This window comes from Catenibacillus scindens (assembly GCF_014202115.1).
GTDB lineage: Bacteria > Bacillota > Clostridia > Lachnospirales > Lachnospiraceae > Catenibacillus > Catenibacillus scindens.
The window spans coordinates 79,818-97,983 of record NZ_JACHFW010000001.1; the positions used below are offsets into that span (position 1 = coordinate 79,818).

Annotated in this window: 16 protein-coding genes; 2 read left to right on the forward strand and 14 right to left on the reverse strand. The window is 48.2% G+C overall.

What is annotated here, in order from left to right:
- Positions 1 to 2: 2 nt before the first annotated feature.
- The 3 genes from HNP82_RS00330 to HNP82_RS00340 are packed head-to-tail and all read right to left on the reverse strand — an operon-like array spanning position 3 to position 4,874.
- Positions 3 to 1,850, reverse strand: coding sequence for a DUF2194 domain-containing protein (locus HNP82_RS00330; protein WP_183770191.1), 1,848 nt, complete (start codon positions 1,848 to 1,850; stop codon positions 3 to 5).
- Entirely contained in the window at positions 1,847 to 2,746 is a 900-nt protein-coding gene (locus HNP82_RS00335) for a hypothetical protein (protein ID WP_183770193.1), read from the reverse strand. Before HNP82_RS00335 ends, HNP82_RS00330 begins: the two co-directional genes overlap by 4 nt.
- Before the next feature lie 16 nt (positions 2,747 to 2,762).
- Positions 2,763 to 4,874: an NAD(P)-dependent oxidoreductase gene (locus HNP82_RS00340; protein WP_183770195.1), complete on the reverse strand. Its 2,112-nt coding sequence runs from the start codon at positions 4,872 to 4,874 to the stop codon at positions 2,763 to 2,765.
- A gap of 269 nt (positions 4,875 to 5,143) precedes the next feature.
- On the opposite strand from HNP82_RS00340, the gene HNP82_RS00345 reads away from it, so the two are divergent.
- Together HNP82_RS00345 and HNP82_RS00350 are read left to right on the forward strand one after the other, a co-directional pair.
- Entirely contained in the window at positions 5,144 to 5,419 is a 276-nt protein-coding gene (locus HNP82_RS00345; RefSeq protein ID WP_183770202.1) for a metal-sensing transcriptional repressor, read from the forward strand.
- A 265-nt stretch (positions 5,420 to 5,684) separates the two neighbouring features.
- Positions 5,685 to 7,592: a heavy metal translocating P-type ATPase gene (locus HNP82_RS00350; protein WP_183770204.1), complete on the forward strand. Its 1,908-nt coding sequence runs from the start codon at positions 5,685 to 5,687 to the stop codon at positions 7,590 to 7,592.
- A gap of 330 nt (positions 7,593 to 7,922) precedes the next feature.
- Here HNP82_RS00350 and HNP82_RS18165 read toward each other — a convergent pair whose 3' ends face one another.
- From HNP82_RS18165 to pfkA, 11 genes are all read right to left on the reverse strand, one after another.
- Positions 7,923 to 8,057, reverse strand: coding sequence for a hypothetical protein (locus HNP82_RS18165; RefSeq protein WP_279288873.1), 135 nt, complete (start codon positions 8,055 to 8,057; stop codon positions 7,923 to 7,925).
- Between the two features lie 280 nt (positions 8,058 to 8,337).
- Positions 8,338 to 10,263 (reverse strand): lysine--tRNA ligase, encoded by a 1,926-nt coding sequence (gene lysS / locus HNP82_RS00355; RefSeq protein WP_183770206.1) that lies wholly within the window; start codon positions 10,261 to 10,263, stop codon positions 8,338 to 8,340.
- A 20-nt stretch (positions 10,264 to 10,283) separates the two neighbouring features.
- Complete coding sequence (gene greA, locus HNP82_RS00360; protein WP_183770208.1) at positions 10,284 to 10,769, reverse strand: transcription elongation factor GreA; 486 nt, start codon at positions 10,767 to 10,769, stop codon at positions 10,284 to 10,286.
- 226 nt (positions 10,770 to 10,995) lie between these two features.
- Positions 10,996 to 12,006: a tRNA dihydrouridine synthase DusB gene (dusB, locus tag HNP82_RS00365; RefSeq protein ID WP_183770210.1), complete on the reverse strand. Its 1,011-nt coding sequence runs from the start codon at positions 12,004 to 12,006 to the stop codon at positions 10,996 to 10,998.
- Between the two features lies 1 nt (position 12,007).
- Positions 12,008 to 12,781 (reverse strand): type III pantothenate kinase, encoded by a 774-nt coding sequence (locus HNP82_RS00370; protein WP_183770212.1) that lies wholly within the window; start codon positions 12,779 to 12,781, stop codon positions 12,008 to 12,010.
- A gap of 3 nt (positions 12,782 to 12,784) precedes the next feature.
- A complete protein-coding gene (locus HNP82_RS00375; protein WP_183770214.1) occupies positions 12,785 to 13,144 on the reverse strand; it encodes a DUF6145 family protein in 360 nt (119 codons plus the stop codon).
- Between the two features lie 201 nt (positions 13,145 to 13,345).
- Entirely contained in the window at positions 13,346 to 14,281 is a 936-nt protein-coding gene (argF, locus tag HNP82_RS00380) for an ornithine carbamoyltransferase (RefSeq protein ID WP_183770216.1), read from the reverse strand.
- A 323-nt stretch (positions 14,282 to 14,604) separates the two neighbouring features.
- The gene (locus HNP82_RS00385; RefSeq protein WP_408609649.1) at positions 14,605 to 15,534 is read right to left on the reverse strand and encodes an SPFH domain-containing protein; all 930 of its coding nucleotides are present in this window, start codon (positions 15,532 to 15,534) and stop codon (positions 14,605 to 14,607) included.
- Positions 15,535 to 15,580: 46 nt separating this feature from the next.
- Positions 15,581 to 16,018 (reverse strand): NfeD family protein, encoded by a 438-nt coding sequence (locus HNP82_RS00390; protein ID WP_183770218.1) that lies wholly within the window; start codon positions 16,016 to 16,018, stop codon positions 15,581 to 15,583.
- Positions 16,019 to 16,146: 128 nt separating this feature from the next.
- Positions 16,147 to 16,938: a TrmH family RNA methyltransferase gene (locus HNP82_RS00395; protein WP_183770220.1), complete on the reverse strand. Its 792-nt coding sequence runs from the start codon at positions 16,936 to 16,938 to the stop codon at positions 16,147 to 16,149.
- Positions 16,939 to 17,097: 159 nt separating this feature from the next.
- A complete protein-coding gene (gene pfkA / locus HNP82_RS00400) occupies positions 17,098 to 18,075 on the reverse strand; it encodes a 6-phosphofructokinase (protein ID WP_183770222.1) in 978 nt (325 codons plus the stop codon).
- Positions 18,076 to 18,166: the final 91 nt, after the last annotated feature.

Here is an 18,166-nt window from a genome sequence, read left to right on the forward strand (position 1 = left end):
CATTATCTGCTCATTTCCACCGTCACTTTTGCCTCATCCGCCCGGAGAAGATAAAGATTTCCCGTAAGGCGGGCCAGCTCGCCCCCGGACACGCTCCCCGGCGTCCCCTCATTAAAGCGGACAAAAAACCATGCGCTGTCATAGAGATGATCCACATTGAAAATGATCTCATCTTCCGTCACCGTCTTGTCCACCGTCACCGCGGCAAAGCGCTGGATGGCTCCGGAAAGCTGAGAGCCTGTCAGATTCCTCAGGGACGGCGCCGATGTATAGAGCCAATCCATGTAATCTGCCAGATTCCCCTTTAACGTCTCCCATCCAAGAGCGGCGCCCCGGTCCTCGTCCAACAGGTCGTCCGGGTGCATAAAGTGATTATTGACAAAATGCATATTCAGCTCTGAGACCGCGGACAGTTTCATAAAATCATCAATGAGACAACCGGAAATGATCCTTGGCTGCTCCACAATACCGTCCTCGGCCACTTCAAATTCCTGCTGGTAGACAAAATCATCAGAGAAATAATTGCTGGCAATAGTTCGAATCTGAGGAAACGCCTCGGCCAGCATCTGGCGCCCCTCCGCCGTCAGCACATTGGAGGGCGGCACATACACCGTCTTTTCCGTACCCGGGAAAACCGCCTCCCCAAATTCAATCAGTTCCTCCACGGAATTTTCCATGGCCTGCCAGCTCTCCCATGTGTTGTAGGGAAGAATATCCCCGTAGTCAATGTTATCCAAAGCCAACGGCTGGTGGTTATATCCGTGATAGCCAATCTCCCCCTGCTGGTGAAGGAGCATATTTCCAAAATACTGGAACCGGGATATATCCTGAGTTCTGGACACCTGGCCGCTTGTGTCATCCTCGTAAGTCTCGATGATCACACCGGTAAAGCGGACGCCATACCGGTCCGCCAAATTTAAAATATCCGGCCACCACACATTGGAATAAAAATCGGCGATGCTCATGCCGTAGTCCCGGGTCACATAGGCGCCGTTCCCGCCGGGAACCGGCGATGGAAAATCATCCAGGTAAAAGGCTGAGCCGTTGATCACCGGGTAGATGACACAGTCTGTGAGAAGGCTGTAGGAAGCCGCGTAAAAGCCCCGGACAGCCCGCTCATAAAGCCCAAAATTGTCGACCACAAACTTTCCGTCGCCGTATTTAGTCTCCCATATCAGGGGGACCCGGCCGTCGCCGTTTGTGGCGTGGACCACCGCGCGATCCCCAAGCTCCACAGCCCATGCGGAATCAAAGGGATCGGTGATGGTGTAGCTGACGCCCCCTCCGATCATAAAATCTTCTGACGGGCAAATACTGTCCACCAAAACATTGTCATAGCCAGATGAAATAATTCCAAGCTTCTGCTCAATGAGCATCTCATAGGGTTCTTTCTGGAGGGTCAGGGCAAAGAGGGCGCTGCCCCCGTCCTCCACCCAGTCGGCCATGGCAAGGACTTCCTCCCCCAGAAGACTTAAATCGGACATAAGAACCACCAGAGTCTCATAGTCATCGTAATCCCATGACTGGCCGCTTTGCACGTCCACCATCTCATAGCCCACCTTCATATCCAGAAGGATCCGCTGAAACTGCTCTACCGCCAGCATACTGGAAGCATTTTCACTGTCCATAAGCACCAGGCAGTCTTTATCTACAGTTTCATAGACTTCCCTGGCAGCGAGGGACTCGTCCACGGGTATGTAGGCGCTGGATATCTGAGCCGAGGAATAGCGGATGCCGCTGCGCTCAGCGAAAAGTATGACGCCGATCCCGGCAAACACACAGAAAATGCCAACAAGTCCTTTGTAATGAAAAGCTTTCCAACGCTGAAGTTTTTTATCTTTTTTCTTCATTGCTTCTGCCTCCAGAAGTTTATACGTTCCCGCTGAGCGCGGGATAAATAAATGTGCCGCTTATCAATTTCCCGGATCTGATTTTCCAGATCCACGCCCCTCCCCATAAGGGCGTAATACTCAAGTCTGAGCATATGATAGTCTGAATGATCCTCCCACTTTTTCTCCATCTGATCTAAAAGCGCCCCGGCCCTGTCACACCGTTTCAGCGAGAACTCATTTTCCACAAGCCGGACATAATTTTCCAGCACAGGTTCCCTGGCCAGCTTTTTTTCCAGCAGTTGGGAGTATCGCTCCCGCTGCATCCGTTCCAACTGACCCTGAGCCAGTCCCTGAGACAGGTATTCTTTCAAAAGATCACAATACTCCTCTAAAACGCTGTAATTTTCCGGATCTCTCCGGTACGTCCGCTCCATCTGCCGCAGACGGGTGTCATAACTTTTCGACAGTTCCGTCATGGCTGTCGCCGCATAGTGAACAACTTCCACATCCTCATTCATCCGTGCCTGAAGAAGGGCTTCCATGTAATCCTGGGGATGATCGTTTAAAATATCCATCATCAGATCCCTTCGTGTCTTTGAGTCGTTCATAATCAAAGCTTCCTCCAGAGGGACAATATCCTTCTGATCCTGAAAATTGTCCGGAAGAATGCTGCGGTATACCTGGTCTTCCACCTGAAGCTTCTCCACACCTTTTTTCTTTTCTCCGTTGGCCTTAATAAAGATCTGAAAGTGGAGGATCAGACAGCACACAAGACCCCAGAATGGTATGAAAATGACCATGGGCATCATATGTTTTTTCACTTTTAAAATATGACATCGGATTCCCACATACACAAGGCAGCAGATAATCACATGGAGAATCAGCAATATTATTCCAATAACTGTCACATACATCCGGAATCCATCTCCTTTACAACATCCCTTCCTCCGAGCCGGAAACAATGGTACATTTCAGCCCGGAAGCCTCCAGACGGGTACATACATGTCTGGCCCCATCCGCTGTGGTCTGGTGAAGGATCAGGTAGATCTGCTGATCTTTGGACAGGCCCGCAGTATCTGTCTCACGGATCTTAACAGAGAGGATATCCTCGGCTTCTTCCAGAGACATATTTCCCCGATCCACACGCAGCAGCGTATAATCTGCCATCTTTTCCTCCCTCATGGAGTGATACAGTGAAAGCTGCGCAAGAAAATATTCTTCTTTCATAAATATGGTGTTACCCACATGCTGCTGCTCATAAAGGCTCCTCTGATAATCCAGCGCTCTCAAAAGGGCCGTCTCCACCAGCCCGCACAAAATCTTAATCATGTTCTGATAGGCCAGGGTCATCTGAGTATATTGAGCCCTTTGGATGGCAATCATCAGCATAAGCCGCTGTTCCCGGTGAAGGCCCACAACATACATGGGAAGCTCCTGATCCAGACGGGTATTTACCCACATATTGCCAGGATCAATCTGGGAGAGGATCATCGAATAATTTTTCATATCCAGGGAGCGGGGAATCCCGTCCAAAATCTCCCTTGAAGCTGCCCCCAGCCGGGCAAAATTAGGATTTTTCCCAATGGTATAAATCATAATAGAATGATTTTCCAAAACATCTTCCAGAATATGTATCGTCTGCATAAATATTTCCTGAGGACGGACAAGATCCAGCTTCCGGGTGATATCATAAATCTTTCCAAAGCTGTCTCTGCTTCCGAGAATCTGGCGTTTTAAGTCGTGATTTTCTCTATATGTATCCTGATATAACGTCTGCATGAAATAGAATTTATCGTGTAAAAGCTGATTTTCTTTTTTAACAAAGCCAACATCATTGCGGTTTTTCATCTGGATATAGCCGCAGATGGCCCCCACCGTAAAATAGAGAATAAAGGGGAGCCAGTTGGATGGCTCGTAAAACAGGGTCAGCCAGTTGGTTCCCTGGCCGATGTAGGCAAAGATGAGGGAGACGGACGCCAGAGCCGCGGCCAGTATGCCCATGTTCATCCCGTGGATCGTCCCGATAATGACCACATAGAGCAGGCGCACATCAATAAAACGGAACTGCACCTGATTATTTAACAGCACATTTAAGATCAGCATCAGTATAAAAGCGCCCACGGTCTCCAGAACTTTCCACACTTTGGCGGCTCTTTTCATGCATTTTTTCAGTTTATCCCAAAAACGCTCCGGCTTTTCCATAGTGCGGCAATATTCTTCCCAGAGCTGGGAAAGTTCCGTCAGCAGCGATATTTTGGGGAACCATCCATAGCGGTAACGGAGTATTTTATCATCCGGCGCCGAAGGCTGCAGACCGTTTTCCTCCCTGCCGTCCCAAGTCTCCCCGTAATCTACCTCCAGTCCGGGAATCCGTTCTTTAAGGCTTTGTCCCACCTGCCCCAGGGTTATAGAAAACACATCCGGCACATTTAAAATCTCATTTTCATGATACTCGTCCCAACTGTCCAAAATCCTGTAGAGCAGTTCACAGAGATCATCCATAGATAAAAAACAGGCCGGCCCATCAGCAGCCTCCTCCATATGTACTTTCTGTTCCTTCCTGGCACTTTCGAAAATATGAAATAAATAATCCTCCGGACAGATCGCCGAATAAAGATAAGGTATGCGCACAATCTTCATATGGAAGGCGCCAAGATCAGCGTAATACCGGCATAAGGACTCCCCGGCAGACGCCATGATCGTCTTGCCCGTAGTCGAGGGAACCCCCCCTTCCGGTCCGGTAAGGTATATAAAGGAACATCTCCGCTTTTGACAATATAAAAGAATCTGGCGCAGCTGCTCCAGCTCACCGGTCTGGCGCCCGTGAAAAGTGAGAAACTGGGAAAAATAAATCACATAATCCACATCACAGATTTCCAGCAGTTCCCCTTTTTCCATATCCTTTGTTCCTTTTAAACAAGATATATGTTTGCTCTCTTTTACGCCGCATTCCCCGTCAATAAAAACATGGCAGTCAGGAAAGGTGTTTAAAATAAAACGTTCGGTCAGATAGCCGATATTACCTGTCAGCAAAATCTCCATTTATTTTCGTCTCTCCTATATTCTGTGTTCCTACAGCACTGTGCATTTTAATTGTCGCAGGCGTTATTGTTAGATGGAATAAATTATTTAGTCACATACTTTTTATATATAATCACAATTCATTTTTTATGATATCACATTTTAATTCATATTTACAGTCTTTTTTATATATTCTAAAGCCAGTTTTTTCCATTTCTTTCTGCCTTGACAAATCCGCTCCGAAGCCGGATAATATACATATACCCCCAAAGGTATAGGAGGTGGAAACAATGCGTCAATGTATGGATGCTGATAATCTTCATCGCAGATTAAAAAAGATCATCGGCCAGGTACAGGCTATTGACCGGATGATCGATGAGGACATCCCATGTGAAGATATCCTCTCCCAGCTCAACGCGGCTAAGTCTGCTCTCCACAAATGCGGACAGGTTGTTTTGGAAGGTCACATCCGCCACTGCGTCCGGGATGGAATTGAACATGGCGACGCCGACAAGACCATTGAAAGCTTTACAAAAGCTGTGGAACGTTTTTCAAATATGGGCTAATTCAAATATGGAATCAAGGCAACGATCCGACAGTATGAATCTTTGCCAAAAAAGCGGGACTGCCCCACGGACTCATCTGTGGAGCAGTCCCGCTGTCATTTTCGCAGATTTTACTTTACTGTTTTCACGGATTTTTGCGCCTTGACATACCTATACCCCCTATAGTATTATATGGGTATACCCCTATAGGTATAGTAAAAAGGTAATGATAGAGTCAGAAAACTTTTGACTTCAACATTCTGAATTCAGAGGAGGCGTTTCCATTATGAAGAAATTAATGGCCAAACTAGAATATGTTCTTGAACTGGGCGGTGTCAAAAAAGACATCGCGCTGCTGGTTATTTCAGGCGTCGCGTTGCTTCTAAGCATATTCCATCCCTTTTCCCTGCCCTTTGATCCGGCATGGACGGCCATCCTGCTGTGCGGTATCCCCATCATCCTTGAGGCCGTCATCGGACTCGTCACCGCTTTTGATATTAAAGCGGACGTCCTTGTCTCCCTTGCCCTTATTGCTTCTGTGTGCATCGGCGAAGACTTTGCCGCCGGAGAAGTTGCCTTTATCATGCAGCTCGGCGGACTTTTAGAAGATCTCACTGTCGCCAGGGCCCGGGCAGGCATTGAAAAGCTTGTCCACCTATCCCCTCAGACTGCCCGGATACTCGAAAATGCCAGTGAACGGATCATTCCCGCCGAACAGGTGAAAGTGGGGGACCGACTGAGAGTTCTTCCCGGCGAGAGTATCCCAGTGGACGGGGTCATTGTCTCAGGGCAGACGTCCATTAACCAGGCTATCATGACCGGTGAATCCCTCCCTGTGGATAAAACAGCGGGTGACCCTGTATCCAGCGGAACGGTCAATCTGTTCGGCGCTTTTGAGATGATGGCAGAGAAGATTGGCGAGGACAGTTCCATCCAGCGGATGATCCAGCTTGTACAGTCCGCAGACGCTGACAAGGCAAAAATTGTAGGTATCGCCGACCGGTGGGCCACATGGATCGTTGTCATCGCTCTGACCGCGGCAGCCCTGACCTGGGCCATTTCCGGACAGATCATTCGCGCAGTTACTATACTTGTTGTCTTTTGCCCCTGCGCCCTTGTCCTTGCCACCCCCACGGCAATCATGGCCGCCATCGGCAATGTGGCCAAACACGGCTTTCTTGTCCGTGAAGGCGACGCCCTGGAACGGCTGGCCACCGTCAAAAAAATCGCCTTTGACAAAACGGGAACTCTGACCTACGGCGTCCCCAAAGTCATCAGCGTCAAATCTCTGTCTCCGGCATACAGTGAATCACAGATTTACGCCTTTGCTGCCGGCGCTGAACAGATGTCCGAACATCCCCTGGGCAAAGCTGTTGTCCAGTGCTATAAAGATCAGATCAAAAAAAGCGTTCCCACGGTTTCTGACTTTAAAATGATCCCCGGACGAGGGGTATCGGCCACTGTAGATTCACTGACAGGCCAGACCGACAGTCCGGAGGCAGCGACAATTCTGGCAGGAAATCAGCAGATGCTTACAGAACATGGCATCGATTTTACGCCGCCAAAAGATGCCCGACAGTGTTTAGATCAGGGCTGCACCGTCATTTATATAGCTATCGGCCAGATCCCTGCCGGCTACATTGCCCTCTCAGATACTCTCCGGGCGGAAAGTAAGAACATGATTCGCCGTCTCCGCAAATTTGGCGTGGAGCCGGTCCTTCTCACCGGCGACCATGAGAACGCGGCAAACACTATGGCCCGGCAGCTTAATATCAGCGAAGTCCACGCCAACTGCCTCCCGGAAGATAAATTAACATACATTAATGACTGCCAGAAAAACAATAGACCCATCTGCATGATCGGCGACGGCATCAATGACGCTCCCGCACTGAAAGCGGCCACCGCAGGGATTGCCATGGGGAAGATCGGCAGCGATATTGCCGTCGACGCCGCCGACATCGCCCTCATTGACGATGAGGTCCGGGAGCTTCCCCATCTGCTGGCTCTGTCAAAAAAAATGATGACGACCATAAAGATCAATCTCTCTTTTTCCATGGGACTGAACTTTATTGCCATCATCCTTGCCATTACTGGTATTTTAAACCCAGTGGTGGGCGCCCTCGTCCACAATGCCGGCTCTGTTCTTGTGATTATCAACTCTGCCCTGCTTCTACGGTGGAAGATACGGGAATAATACTCCTGCTGTACAGGCTTCTCCGCCTGCGGCGGGGATCTTCCACGACACCTTCCCCACCGCCGCGGGTCTCATATGGCCCGCAGCGTATGGCGGCTTCTGAATCCGTGCCTTTCAAATTTTCTTACAAAAGTCAGGCTGCCTCATTACCTTTCCAAAGTTTGCCGCTGTTATAGATTTTCCTTTGAGGTAAATTCATTTTCCTGCTCCCAGATTCATGATTTTCATAATGATATCCTCCATGCGGAGGATATTTTTTTGTGGCAGAACCCGGCATATCACTGATAATGGTATCCTTCTGCAATTCAGTCGGCTGTCCAGCATCAGTCTTTACTCAAAACCAATAAATCTGCCCTGATAGCAGCAGATCACATCCGGTATTCCTGCGGTATTGTACATACCTCCATGTTCTTTCCACGAAAAGCATCCCGGAAGGGATTTTAGATACTTTAGGATTGCTCTCACAATGTCTGCTTCCTTCATGTGTCAAATAACAGCATGATAAAGCAGACAATCTTAAACACGAACCAGAAAAATTTTATAAAGCATTTCCCGAAAAACAGAGAATATGTGCATATAGTGCAATCCCGCAATATATCAAGGAAAATGAGTATATAAAATCCCCCTCGCCCGACACGTCGCCGGAAAAGGGGGATAAACTTTTTCTCAAATGTGTTAAAGCTGTGTTATAAAGATAGAACGCTGCCTTTATAAAAGGCAATTTAACTCAATATAGCCAAAACGATTAATACAGCTTCGCTCCTGCCGGAATATGGTCATCCACCATCAGGAGATGAAGTCTTTCCTCTCCTTCCTCCTCATGGACTGCTGAGATCAGCATACCTTCGGAGTCAATGCCCATCATCTTTCTGGGCGGCAGATTTACGATTGCAATGCAGGTCTTTCCAACCAGTTCTTCCGGCTCATAATACTCGTGAATACCGCTTAAAATCGTGCGTTTCCGGTCTGTTCCATCATTCAGAGTGAACTTTAAAAGTTTCTTAGACTTCGGAACTGCCTCACACGCCTCAACCTTTACGGCACGGAAATCTGACTTGCTGAAAGTGTCGAAATCAACCATTTCCTCAAAGAGCGGCTCAATCTTCACATTGGAAAAATCAATTTTTTCAGCCGGTTTTTCCTCTGCTGCAACAGATTTTTCCGCCTTAACCTCACCCTTTTTCGGATCAAGTGACTTCATTGTCGGGAACAAAAGTACATCACGAATGGCCGGTGAATCGGTAAGAAGCATGACCAGACGGTCGATACCGTAGCCAATGCCGCCTGTGGGAGGCATACCGATCTCCAGAGCGTTTAAGAAATCCTCGTCCGTGTGGTTGGCTTCCTCGTCACCGGCGGCAAAAGCCTCCTCCTGGGCCGCAAAACGCTCCCTCTGATCAATAGGATCGTTTAACTCAGAGTAGGCGTTGCACATCTCACGGCCATAGATAAACAGCTCAAACCGCTCTACCAGTTCCGGATTTGACGGTTTCTTCTTTGTCAGCGGAGAAACATCCAGCGGATGATCCATGACAAATGTAGGCTGGATCATCTTATCCTCGCAGTATTCCTCAAAAAACAGATTAATAATATCGCCCTTTTTATGACGCTCTTCATATTCAACATGGTGTTCTTTAGCCAGGGCTCTCGCCTCTTCTAAAGTTCCTACCTGGTTAAAATCAACGCCGGCATACTTTTTAATAGCGTCGATCATAGTGATACGCTCAAATGGCTTTGACATATCAATCTCAGTGCCGTTGTAAGTGATCACCGCCGTGCCGCAGACTTTCTCGGCAACATAGCGGAACATGCTCTCTGTCAGTTCCATCATACCTTCATAGTCTGTGTATGCCTGATACAGCTCCATAAGAGTAAATTCCGGATTATGGCGGGTGTCTACCCCTTCATTTCTGAACACGCGGCCGATCTCATAAACTCTTTCAAGGCCCCCGACAATGAGACGCTTTAAGTAAAGCTCAAGGGAAATACGCAGCTTTACATCCTCATCCAGGGCGTTATAGTGAGTCTCAAAAGGACGGGCCGCAGCGCCTCCGGCGTTAGCGACAAGCATAGGCGTTTCCACTTCCATAAAGCCCCTGCCATCAAGGAAATTGCGGATCTCCTTAATGATCTGGGAACGTTTGATAAAAGTTTCCTTTACTTCCGGGTTCATAATCAGATCCACGTATCTCTGGCGGTAACGCAGATCTGTATTGGTCAGGCCGTGATATTTCTCCGGAAGGATCTGCAGGCTCTTGGTAAGAAGAGTCATCTCTTTGGCATGGATAGACTTCTCCCCGGTCTTTGTTGTAAACACAAAACCTTTAACACCTACAATATCTCCGATATCGTACTTCTTAAAGTCCTTATAGGCATCCTCTCCCAGATCGTCTCTGGCCACATAACACTGGACCATGCCCTTCAGATCCTGAATATGGCAGAATGAAGCCTTGCCCATAACACGTTTGGACATGAGACGTCCGGCAACGGAAACTTCCTTTCCTTCCAGTGTTTCATACTGCTCTACAATATCTGTTGTATGATGGGTCACATCATATTTTGTGATCTCAAAAGGATTCTTTCCCTCTTCCACCAGTTGCGCCAATTTTTCCCGGCGAATCTTTAACAACTGGTTTAAATCCTGCTGGCCGTTCTTCTTTTCTTCAGCCACTTTTATCGCTCCTTCACTCTTTAGTTTGCTTTCTGAATCTCCAGGATCTTGTACATAGCGACTCCTGCCTGAGTTTCCACTTCAATAGTCTCTCCGATCTTGCGTCCGAGAAGTGCCGCGCCTACAGGGGATTCATTGGAAATCTTTCCGTTTAAGCTGTCTGCTTCTGTGGAACCTACGATGGAGTACTCAACTTCCTCATCAAACTCCGCGTCATAGAGACGAACCTTACAGCCTACGCTGATCTTATCCAGCTCAACTTCATCCTCATCCACAACTTCTACGTTTTTGAGAAGCTTTTCCAGTTCTTCGATACGTGCTTCAATATCTCTCTGCTCGTCTTTGGCAGCATCATATTCGGCGTTCTCGGACAAGTCACCCTGCTCTCTGGCTTCTTTGATTTTCTGGGCCACTTCCTGACGGCGGTTCACCTTTAAGTCAAATAATTCGTCTTCCAGTGCCTTTAAACCGGCAAAAGTCATTATATTCTTTTTTGTCTCAACCATGATACTATAAATCCTTCCTTGTTATATTTAAAATTAAATATGTGACTTTTATGGACGTCCCGTCTTTTTTCGCCGTCCTCAAAAGTTACATTTAAGTTCTATTTAGAAACGCCGACAACCCGAAAATATAGACCCGCCGTAATGGCTGGCCCTTATTTTCAGGTGTATATAAAAAGAATCCTGTCCTGCGGGATTCTCCGCCTGCGTTTAAAACTGCTGGTACATTTTAAGTATTATAACGTATGGGATTTTCTCTGTCAACAATATATTCATCCAGAAGTCGCTTTAATTCATCCAGTGTTTCCACCTGATTAGCCTGCCGGCGAAGCCGGGCTGAATCCGGATATCCGGCAGTATACCATCCGATATGCTTGCGCATCTCCCTGATGCCGTGAAACTCCCCTTTAAATTGAATTTCCATCCGGGAATGTTTCAGAATCATAGCCGCCACCTCTTCCACTGATGGTTTTGGCAAAATCTCCCCGGTGTTGAAATAATGGCGGATGCCAGAAAAAATCCAGGGATTGCCCTGGGCTCCCCGGCCGATCATAATACCGTCACAACCAGTCTGCTCGACCATAGCTTGGGCATCTTTTGGTGAGACAATATCCCCATTGCCAAAAACAGGAATAGACACCGCTTGTTTGACTTGACGGATAATATCCCAGTCTGCCTTTCCGCTATAGTACTGGGAACGAGTGCGTCCATGAACCGCCACCGCAGAAGCGCCGCTCTCCTGAGCCACATGAGCCATCTCCACAGCATTGACGTTGGACATATCAAACCCCTTTCTAAACTTCACCGTCACCGGCTTTTTAATGGAACGGACAATGGATTCAATGATCCTTCCCGCCAGTAGCGGATCTTTCATCAGGGCGCTGCCCTCGCCGTTGTTAACCACTTTGGGTACCGGGCAGCCCATATTAATGTCCAGTATATCAAAAGGAAGCGCCTCGATCTTCGCAGCCATCTCCCCCATCAGCTCAGGCTCACTGCCAAAAATCTGGAGAGCAATGGGATGCTCATCCGACTCAATAGCCATTAAAGGGAAAGTATTCTTATTATTATAGTAAAGAGCCTTGGCACTGACCATTTCTGTACAGAGCAGGCCGCAGCCCTGGGCCTTGCATATGCGTCGGAAAGGCTGATCCGACACACCGGCCATAGGCGCCAGAGTCACAGGAAAATCCACCGTCACGCCGCCCACAGATACCGGCTTCAATAACACTTTGTCCATACTACAGCCCCCGGCACCGCTTCCGGATCAGCCTCAGCCCCTGAAGGGTCAGCATATTGTCATAAACCTGAATCTTTGTTGTCTCATTGGCAATAATCCGGCCAAGACCGCCGGTGGCGATCACCTTCACATCTTTTAATCCCGACTCTTCGATCATTTTGTCAACAATATATTCCACCTGTCCAATGGTTCCGTAAAATAATCCGGCCTGGAGACATACGGTTGTCTCCTTACCTAAAATCGTTTTGGGCTTTCGGATCTCAATATTGGGAATTTTAGCGGTTCCGTTAAATAGCGCCTGGGCGCTGATGCGGATTCCCGGACAGATGACTACAGAATCCAGGGTTCCGTCGGACAAAACAAGCTCATACGTGGTGGCCGTACCAAAATCAATAACAATTGCCGGCCCGCCGTAAAGCTCTTTGACAGCCACGGCATCCACAATCAGATCCGCGCCCACCTCCTTAGGATTTTCCGCGCCGATCTTTATGCCTGTCTTAATACCTGGGCCCACAACGATGGGCGTCACGTGAAAATATTTCTTTATGGCGTGATTGAGGGAGTACATAATGCTGGGAACAACAGAGGCGATCACCACATCTTCCACGTCCTCCGCCTTAAAACCGGCGTCCCCTAGAAAATCCCGGAGAAGTACGCCATACTCATCCGACGTGCGGGCCATCTGTGTGGTCATCCGGTAATGGCCCACAATTTTTTCCTGACAGAACATACCTACAGTAATATTGGTATTTCCCACATCCACAACAATAATCATATGTCACTCTCCATCTTCGTCTTTATCGTCAGTGTCATAGTCTTCCCCAAGAAAAAATACTTTATAGTACATTTCCAGGGCTTCAAATAATTCCCTTTTATCATTTTGGAGCTGTTTTATCTTTAAGGCGCTGCCAATCTCATCAAAGAGCAGGTCACTGTCATCCACAGAAACTTTCAGATCCAAAGTTCCCTCATCATCAAATTCCAGAGTAAGCACGCCGCCCACATCCTCAGTAAACAGCACGCACATGATCTGAAGCTCATCGCGGATGTTCTGGGGCAGAGAGGAAAAGTCTTCATTAAAATAAAACTTCTTTTCATAGGCGCTGGCACCGCACAGCACCACATTGTCCTGATACATGGTCATGCTCCTTTTTTACTAACTATTCAGCCATGCTGCTGGTTTCATAAAAACACGGCTTAAACGGTCTTATCCGCTGGCCGCTGATTAATTATAACCACTTTATCCACGGATTTCAAGCACAAGAATGGAAAAACCGGAGCATCCCAAGATTTGGAATCCTCCGGCAGGCATTTTCATCTTACTCCTTCTCTGGATCAACTATTCTCCCAGTGTAGCCACCATAACTGCCTTAATGGTATGCATACGGTTTTCCGCTTCGTCAAAGACAATGCTGTAGTCCGCCTCAAATACATCTTCTGTCACTTCGTTGCCTTTGACCGCCGGAAGGCAATGCATAAATACACTGCTGTCCTTTCCCGTAGTCTCCATCACCTGAGCATTTACCTGGTAAGGCCGAAGCAGAGAAACTCTCTCGGCGGCTTTCTCTTCCTCTCCCATGGAACACCACACGTCGGTATATACACAGTCGGCTCCTTTTACAGCGGATATATCATCAGTAATGGTGATCACGCTTCCTGCGGCCGCGGAATACTCCCGGCTCTGTCCGACGATCTCTTCATTGGGCCACAGTTCCTTCGGCGCAATAATGGTGCAGTTCACGCCCATCTTTCCGCAACCGATCATCAGACTGTTTGCCATATTGTTGCGTCCATCTCCCATATATACAAAATTCAACCCTTTCAGATATCCGAAATGTTCCTGAAGAGTAAGGAAATCTGCCAGAATCTGTGTGGGATGGTACTCATCAGTAAGCCCGTTCCACACGGGAACGCCGGAGTACTGGGCCAGCATCTCCACATGTTTGTGGGAAAATCCCCGAAACTCGATAGCATCAAACATCCGTCCCAGAACCCTGGCCGTATCTTTCACACTTTCTTTGCTCCCAAGCTGTATCTCACTGCGTCCCAGATATTCATGGAAACCGCCTTCATCATTGCAGGCAACAGAGAAAGCGCACCGGGTACGGGTAGAAGGCTTTTCAAAAATAAGGGCAATATTTTTCCCCTTTAAACTCTGACCTGTAATGCCTTTCTTTTTTTTGGCTTTCAGATCAGCAGCCAGATCTATCAAATATTGAATCTCCTCCGGAGTAAAATCCTTCAGTGTGAGAAAACTTCTTCCTTTCAGGTTCATTTTAGTCATCCTCTCTATATTCGTCTCAAAACCAGGTCCCTCTCCTGGAAATTTGTGAATAAATATACGTTATCACATGATTATGCAACAGTCAATAGATTTTTTTCATTTTTATTCACTTTGTATGTATATTTATACATATCACAATCCTGTTTTATAAAACCGGACGCTACTGCCCACGTCATCTGCTTCGCCGCAGCGAAAGTGCAAGGAAAGCACTTTTTATATTGCAGGAAACATTTCCTGCAATATAAAAATCACAGGCGCCGCGAAATGGCGGCGCCTGTGGCATTCAAATTTCCCGCTGCTCTCAACAGGGTATTTTATTCTGAAGGTTCATCCTTAATGATCTCAGAAGCTGACTTTACAAGGCCGGCCAGACTTTGAATCTCTGAAGGGATAATAATCTTTGTGGCCTTGCCGTCCGCTGCCTTCTCAAATGCTTCAAGGCTCTTAATATGAAGCACTGACGCATCGGCCCCCGCCTCCTTAATGGAACGGATACCATCGGCTGTAGCCTGCTGAACTTTGCGGATAGCTTCCGCCTCACCTTCAGCCTCACGGATCTTTGCCTCCTTCACAGCCTCGGCCCGCAGGATCGCTGCCTGCTTATCAGCTTCTGCTTGAAGGATCAGTGACTCTTTGTGGCCCTCGGCCTTTAGGATGGCGGACCTTTTCTCGCCTTCCGCGATGAGAATGGACTCGCGGCGCTCACGCTCGGCCTTCATCTGCTTCTCCATAGCGTCCTGGATTGCTGCCGGCGGGATAATGTTTTTAAGTTCCACACGGTTGACCTTAATCCCCCACGGGTCTGTGGCCTCATCCAGAGTGGCCCGCATCTTGGCATTGATCAGTTCCCTGGATGTGAGCGTACCGTCCAGTTCCAGCTCGCCGATAATATTTCTCAGCGTAGTCGCTGTCAGGTTCTCAATGGCCATAATGGGATTCTGCACACCGTAACAGTAAAGCTTAGGGTCTGTGATCTGATAGAAAATAACTGTATCAATACGCATAGTTACATTATCTTTTGTGATCACCGGCTGGGGCGGGAAATCCACCACCTGCTCTTTTAAAATCACTTTTTTGGCCACTTTATCAATAAATGGCACCTTCATATGGAACCCCACAGACCATGTGGCCTTGTAAGCGCCCAGACGCTCAATAACATAGGCGTTGGCCTGAGGAACAATCTTAAAACAGGACATAACGATGATCAATACGATCAGTACAACAACGACGATCCCTATAACCATCAAAACAGTGGATCCGAAATCCATCACAGCGTTTCCATTCATAACATTACCCCTCCTTCATCTTACTGACAATAAGTTTTACGCCACTAATCTTATTAATGATCACCACGGCGCCTTCGGCAATCTTCACCTCATCCTCAAGAGAACGGGCCGTCCACTCCATACCGTTGATGACCACCTGGCCTTCCCCGGCAATATTATCAATGGTCTTTGTGACCCTTGCCTTTTTTCCCACCAGACTATCCGCGTTGGTCCGGCTGGTCCGGGAATTAAGATACTTCAGCGCCCACGGCCGGGTAAAGATAAGCAGAACAAGAGAAACCACGATAAAAATGGCGGTCTGGACTCCAATATGAAGATTCAGCACTGCCGCGATAAAGGCCGCCAGCGCACCGATGGCAAACCAGAGCGTGGTCAGCCCCAGCGTGGCAATCTCTATAACCAACAGCACAGCCATGGCGATAAGCCATCCAAAAACAATCATACACACCCCTCCATTAAATGATGAGTTGCCCGACAAATAGGCATGAGACACGGATTGCTCCGCTACAGTCGGCGCTGGACAGGCGCCACTGGCGCGTTTGTAAACATTATATCATAAGCTGCCTCTTTTTACAAAACAATCTTTTTGGCGGCCGCTTCTTTTTGCCGGCGCATATCGTACATCAATATGCCCGCTGCCATAGCCGCGTTAAGAGACTCTACCTGACCGGACATGGGAATTTTAATGTAAGTGTCCGCCATAGAGGCCGTCTCCCATGTGAGGCCATTGGCTTCGTTGCCTATAAGGAAAGCGCATTTTCCCGAAAGGTCCGCCTCGTAATAGTATTTCTCCCCTTTAAGGTGTGCTGCAAAGAGAGTGATCTTATTCTTTTTCATCTCTTCTAAAAGACCGTGAAGATCGTCCACATACACAAAAGGCACCCGGTACAGTGATCCCATCGTTGAGCGAACCACCTTTGGATTATAAATATCTACGCAGGTTTTGCTCATAAAAATAGCGTCCACCCCGGCGCCCTCGGCAGTGCGCACCATGGTTCCAAGATTTCCTGGGTCCTGGATGGATTCAAGGATGAGAAAAGCACTTTTTTTGAGCAGACTCTTTACGTCCCGCCGTGGCATACGCACCAGCGCCAGAATTCCCTGGGGCGTCTGGGTCATAGAAAGCCCCCGGAAGACTTTTTCAGACACGGTCTCCGTCTTTTTTCCCTCAAGCCAGGATGTAAGCCGTCTGTCCGGCACAAAGGTCTCACTGATATAGATCCGTTCCAAAAGTTCTTCCGGCGTCTCACTTACCATTTTTATCCCTTCGGCCACAAACTGGCCCTGCTCCTCCCGGTAACGGTGCTTATTCTGAAGTGCCGCCACATGTTTGATCTGTGAATTTGTTAAACTTGTAATCATAGAATTCCTCCGTCAGCAAAGGGCAGAAACGCCCTCACAGCGCTCCTGCCCCTGATCATTTGTGGTATTGTGCCGCCTGTCTGCGGCAGCCTGCACCATCCCTGATGTCACAGCTATTGCTAACAGTTCAGCCCCGTCCCTGATGGCTGAACTGTTATTTTAAATTGAAAGGATTTTGGCGACGCTGTACTGGAAGGGATCAATATCCTTCTGCATAGCCAGAGCCTCGTCAATGTCATAATCTACATATTCACCATGTTTGTAGGCAACTACCCGGTTGGACTTTCCGGCCATAAGGGCATCCACGGCATAGGCTCCCATAATAGACGCATAGACTCTGTCTTTGGCAGTAGGACTTCCGCCTCTCTGGAGATGACCGAGAATGGTGGCGCGGGTCTCAATGCCTGTAGCCGCCTCAATGCGTTTGGCCATACTGGTGGAGTGACCTACACCCTCGGCGTTAATAATAATATGGTGCTTTTTCCCCCGCTTGCGGTTCTTTATAATATTGTCAATAATGGCCGCCTCATCAAAGTTGTAAAGTTCCGGAAGGAGGATATCCTCAGCGCCGTTGGCGATACCGCACCACAGGGCAATATATCCGGCGTTTCTTCCCATAACCTCGATAATACTACAGCGCTCATGGGATGTGGATGTATCCCGGACTTTATCAATAGCTTCCATAGCCGTATTTACCGCTGTGTCAAAGCCGATAGTATACTCGGTACAGGCAATATCCAGGTCGATGGTTCCGGGGATGCCAATGGTGTTGATTCCAAGGGCAGCCAGCTTCTGGGCTCCCTGAAAAGATCCGTCGCCGCCGATAACAACAACACTGTCAATGCCGTGCTTGCGGCAGATCTCAGCACCTTTCTTCTGCCCTTCCAGAGTCTTAAATTCAGGACACCGGGCCGTGTAGAGAAATGTGCCGCCCCGGCTTAATATATCTGCAACGCTTCCGGCGTTTAAGTCAATAATTTCATCATCGAGGAGTCCGGAAAAGCCTTTCTGTATACCTTTCACCGAACAGCCATAGGCAATAGCTGTACGGACAACAGCGCGGACAGCCGCGTTCATACCCGGTGCATCGCCGCCGCTGGTCAGAACACCAATGGTCTTAATCTTCTTCTCGCTCATGACATTACCTCCAATTTCTGTCATCTTTTATCTGATCAATGAGCTGTTGCAATTCAATGAAACCACTTACAACAGTTCATCCCGCCCATCC

What these genes read in the sequence shown, in the direction of transcription:
- HNP82_RS00330 (WP_183770191.1), bottom strand. Translation starts at nt 1,850, where the DNA reads ATGAAGAAAAAAGATAAAAAACTTCAGCGTTGGAAAGCTTTTCATTAC.
- HNP82_RS00335 (WP_183770193.1), bottom strand. Translation starts at nt 2,746, where the DNA reads ATGTATGTGACAGTTATTGGAATAATATTGCTGATTCTCCATGTGATT.
- HNP82_RS00340 (WP_183770195.1), bottom strand. Translation starts at nt 4,874, where the DNA reads ATGGAGATTTTGCTGACAGGTAATATCGGCTATCTGACCGAACGTTTT.
- HNP82_RS00345 (WP_183770202.1), top strand. Translation starts at nt 5,144, where the DNA reads ATGCGTCAATGTATGGATGCTGATAATCTTCATCGCAGATTAAAAAAG.
- HNP82_RS00350 (WP_183770204.1), top strand. Translation starts at nt 5,685, where the DNA reads ATGAAGAAATTAATGGCCAAACTAGAATATGTTCTTGAACTGGGCGGT.
- greA (WP_183770208.1), bottom strand. Translation starts at nt 10,769, where the DNA reads ATGGTTGAGACAAAAAAGAATATAATGACTTTTGCCGGTTTAAAGGCA.
- dusB (WP_183770210.1), bottom strand. Translation starts at nt 12,006, where the DNA reads ATGGACAAAGTGTTATTGAAGCCGGTATCTGTGGGCGGCGTGACGGTG.
- HNP82_RS00370 (WP_183770212.1), bottom strand. Translation starts at nt 12,781, where the DNA reads ATGATTATTGTTGTGGATGTGGGAAATACCAATATTACTGTAGGTATG.
- HNP82_RS00375 (WP_183770214.1), bottom strand. Translation starts at nt 13,144, where the DNA reads ATGTATCAGGACAATGTGGTGCTGTGCGGTGCCAGCGCCTATGAAAAG.
- argF (WP_183770216.1), bottom strand. Translation starts at nt 14,281, where the DNA reads ATGAACCTGAAAGGAAGAAGTTTTCTCACACTGAAGGATTTTACTCCG.
- HNP82_RS00385 (WP_408609649.1), bottom strand. Translation starts at nt 15,534, where the DNA reads ATGGTTATAGGGATCGTCGTTGTTGTACTGATCGTATTGATCATCGTT.
- HNP82_RS00390 (WP_183770218.1), bottom strand. Translation starts at nt 16,018, where the DNA reads ATGATTGTTTTTGGATGGCTTATCGCCATGGCTGTGCTGTTGGTTATA.
- HNP82_RS00395 (WP_183770220.1), bottom strand. Translation starts at nt 16,938, where the DNA reads ATGATTACAAGTTTAACAAATTCACAGATCAAACATGTGGCGGCACTT.
- pfkA (WP_183770222.1), bottom strand. Translation starts at nt 18,075, where the DNA reads ATGAGCGAGAAGAAGATTAAGACCATTGGTGTTCTGACCAGCGGCGGC.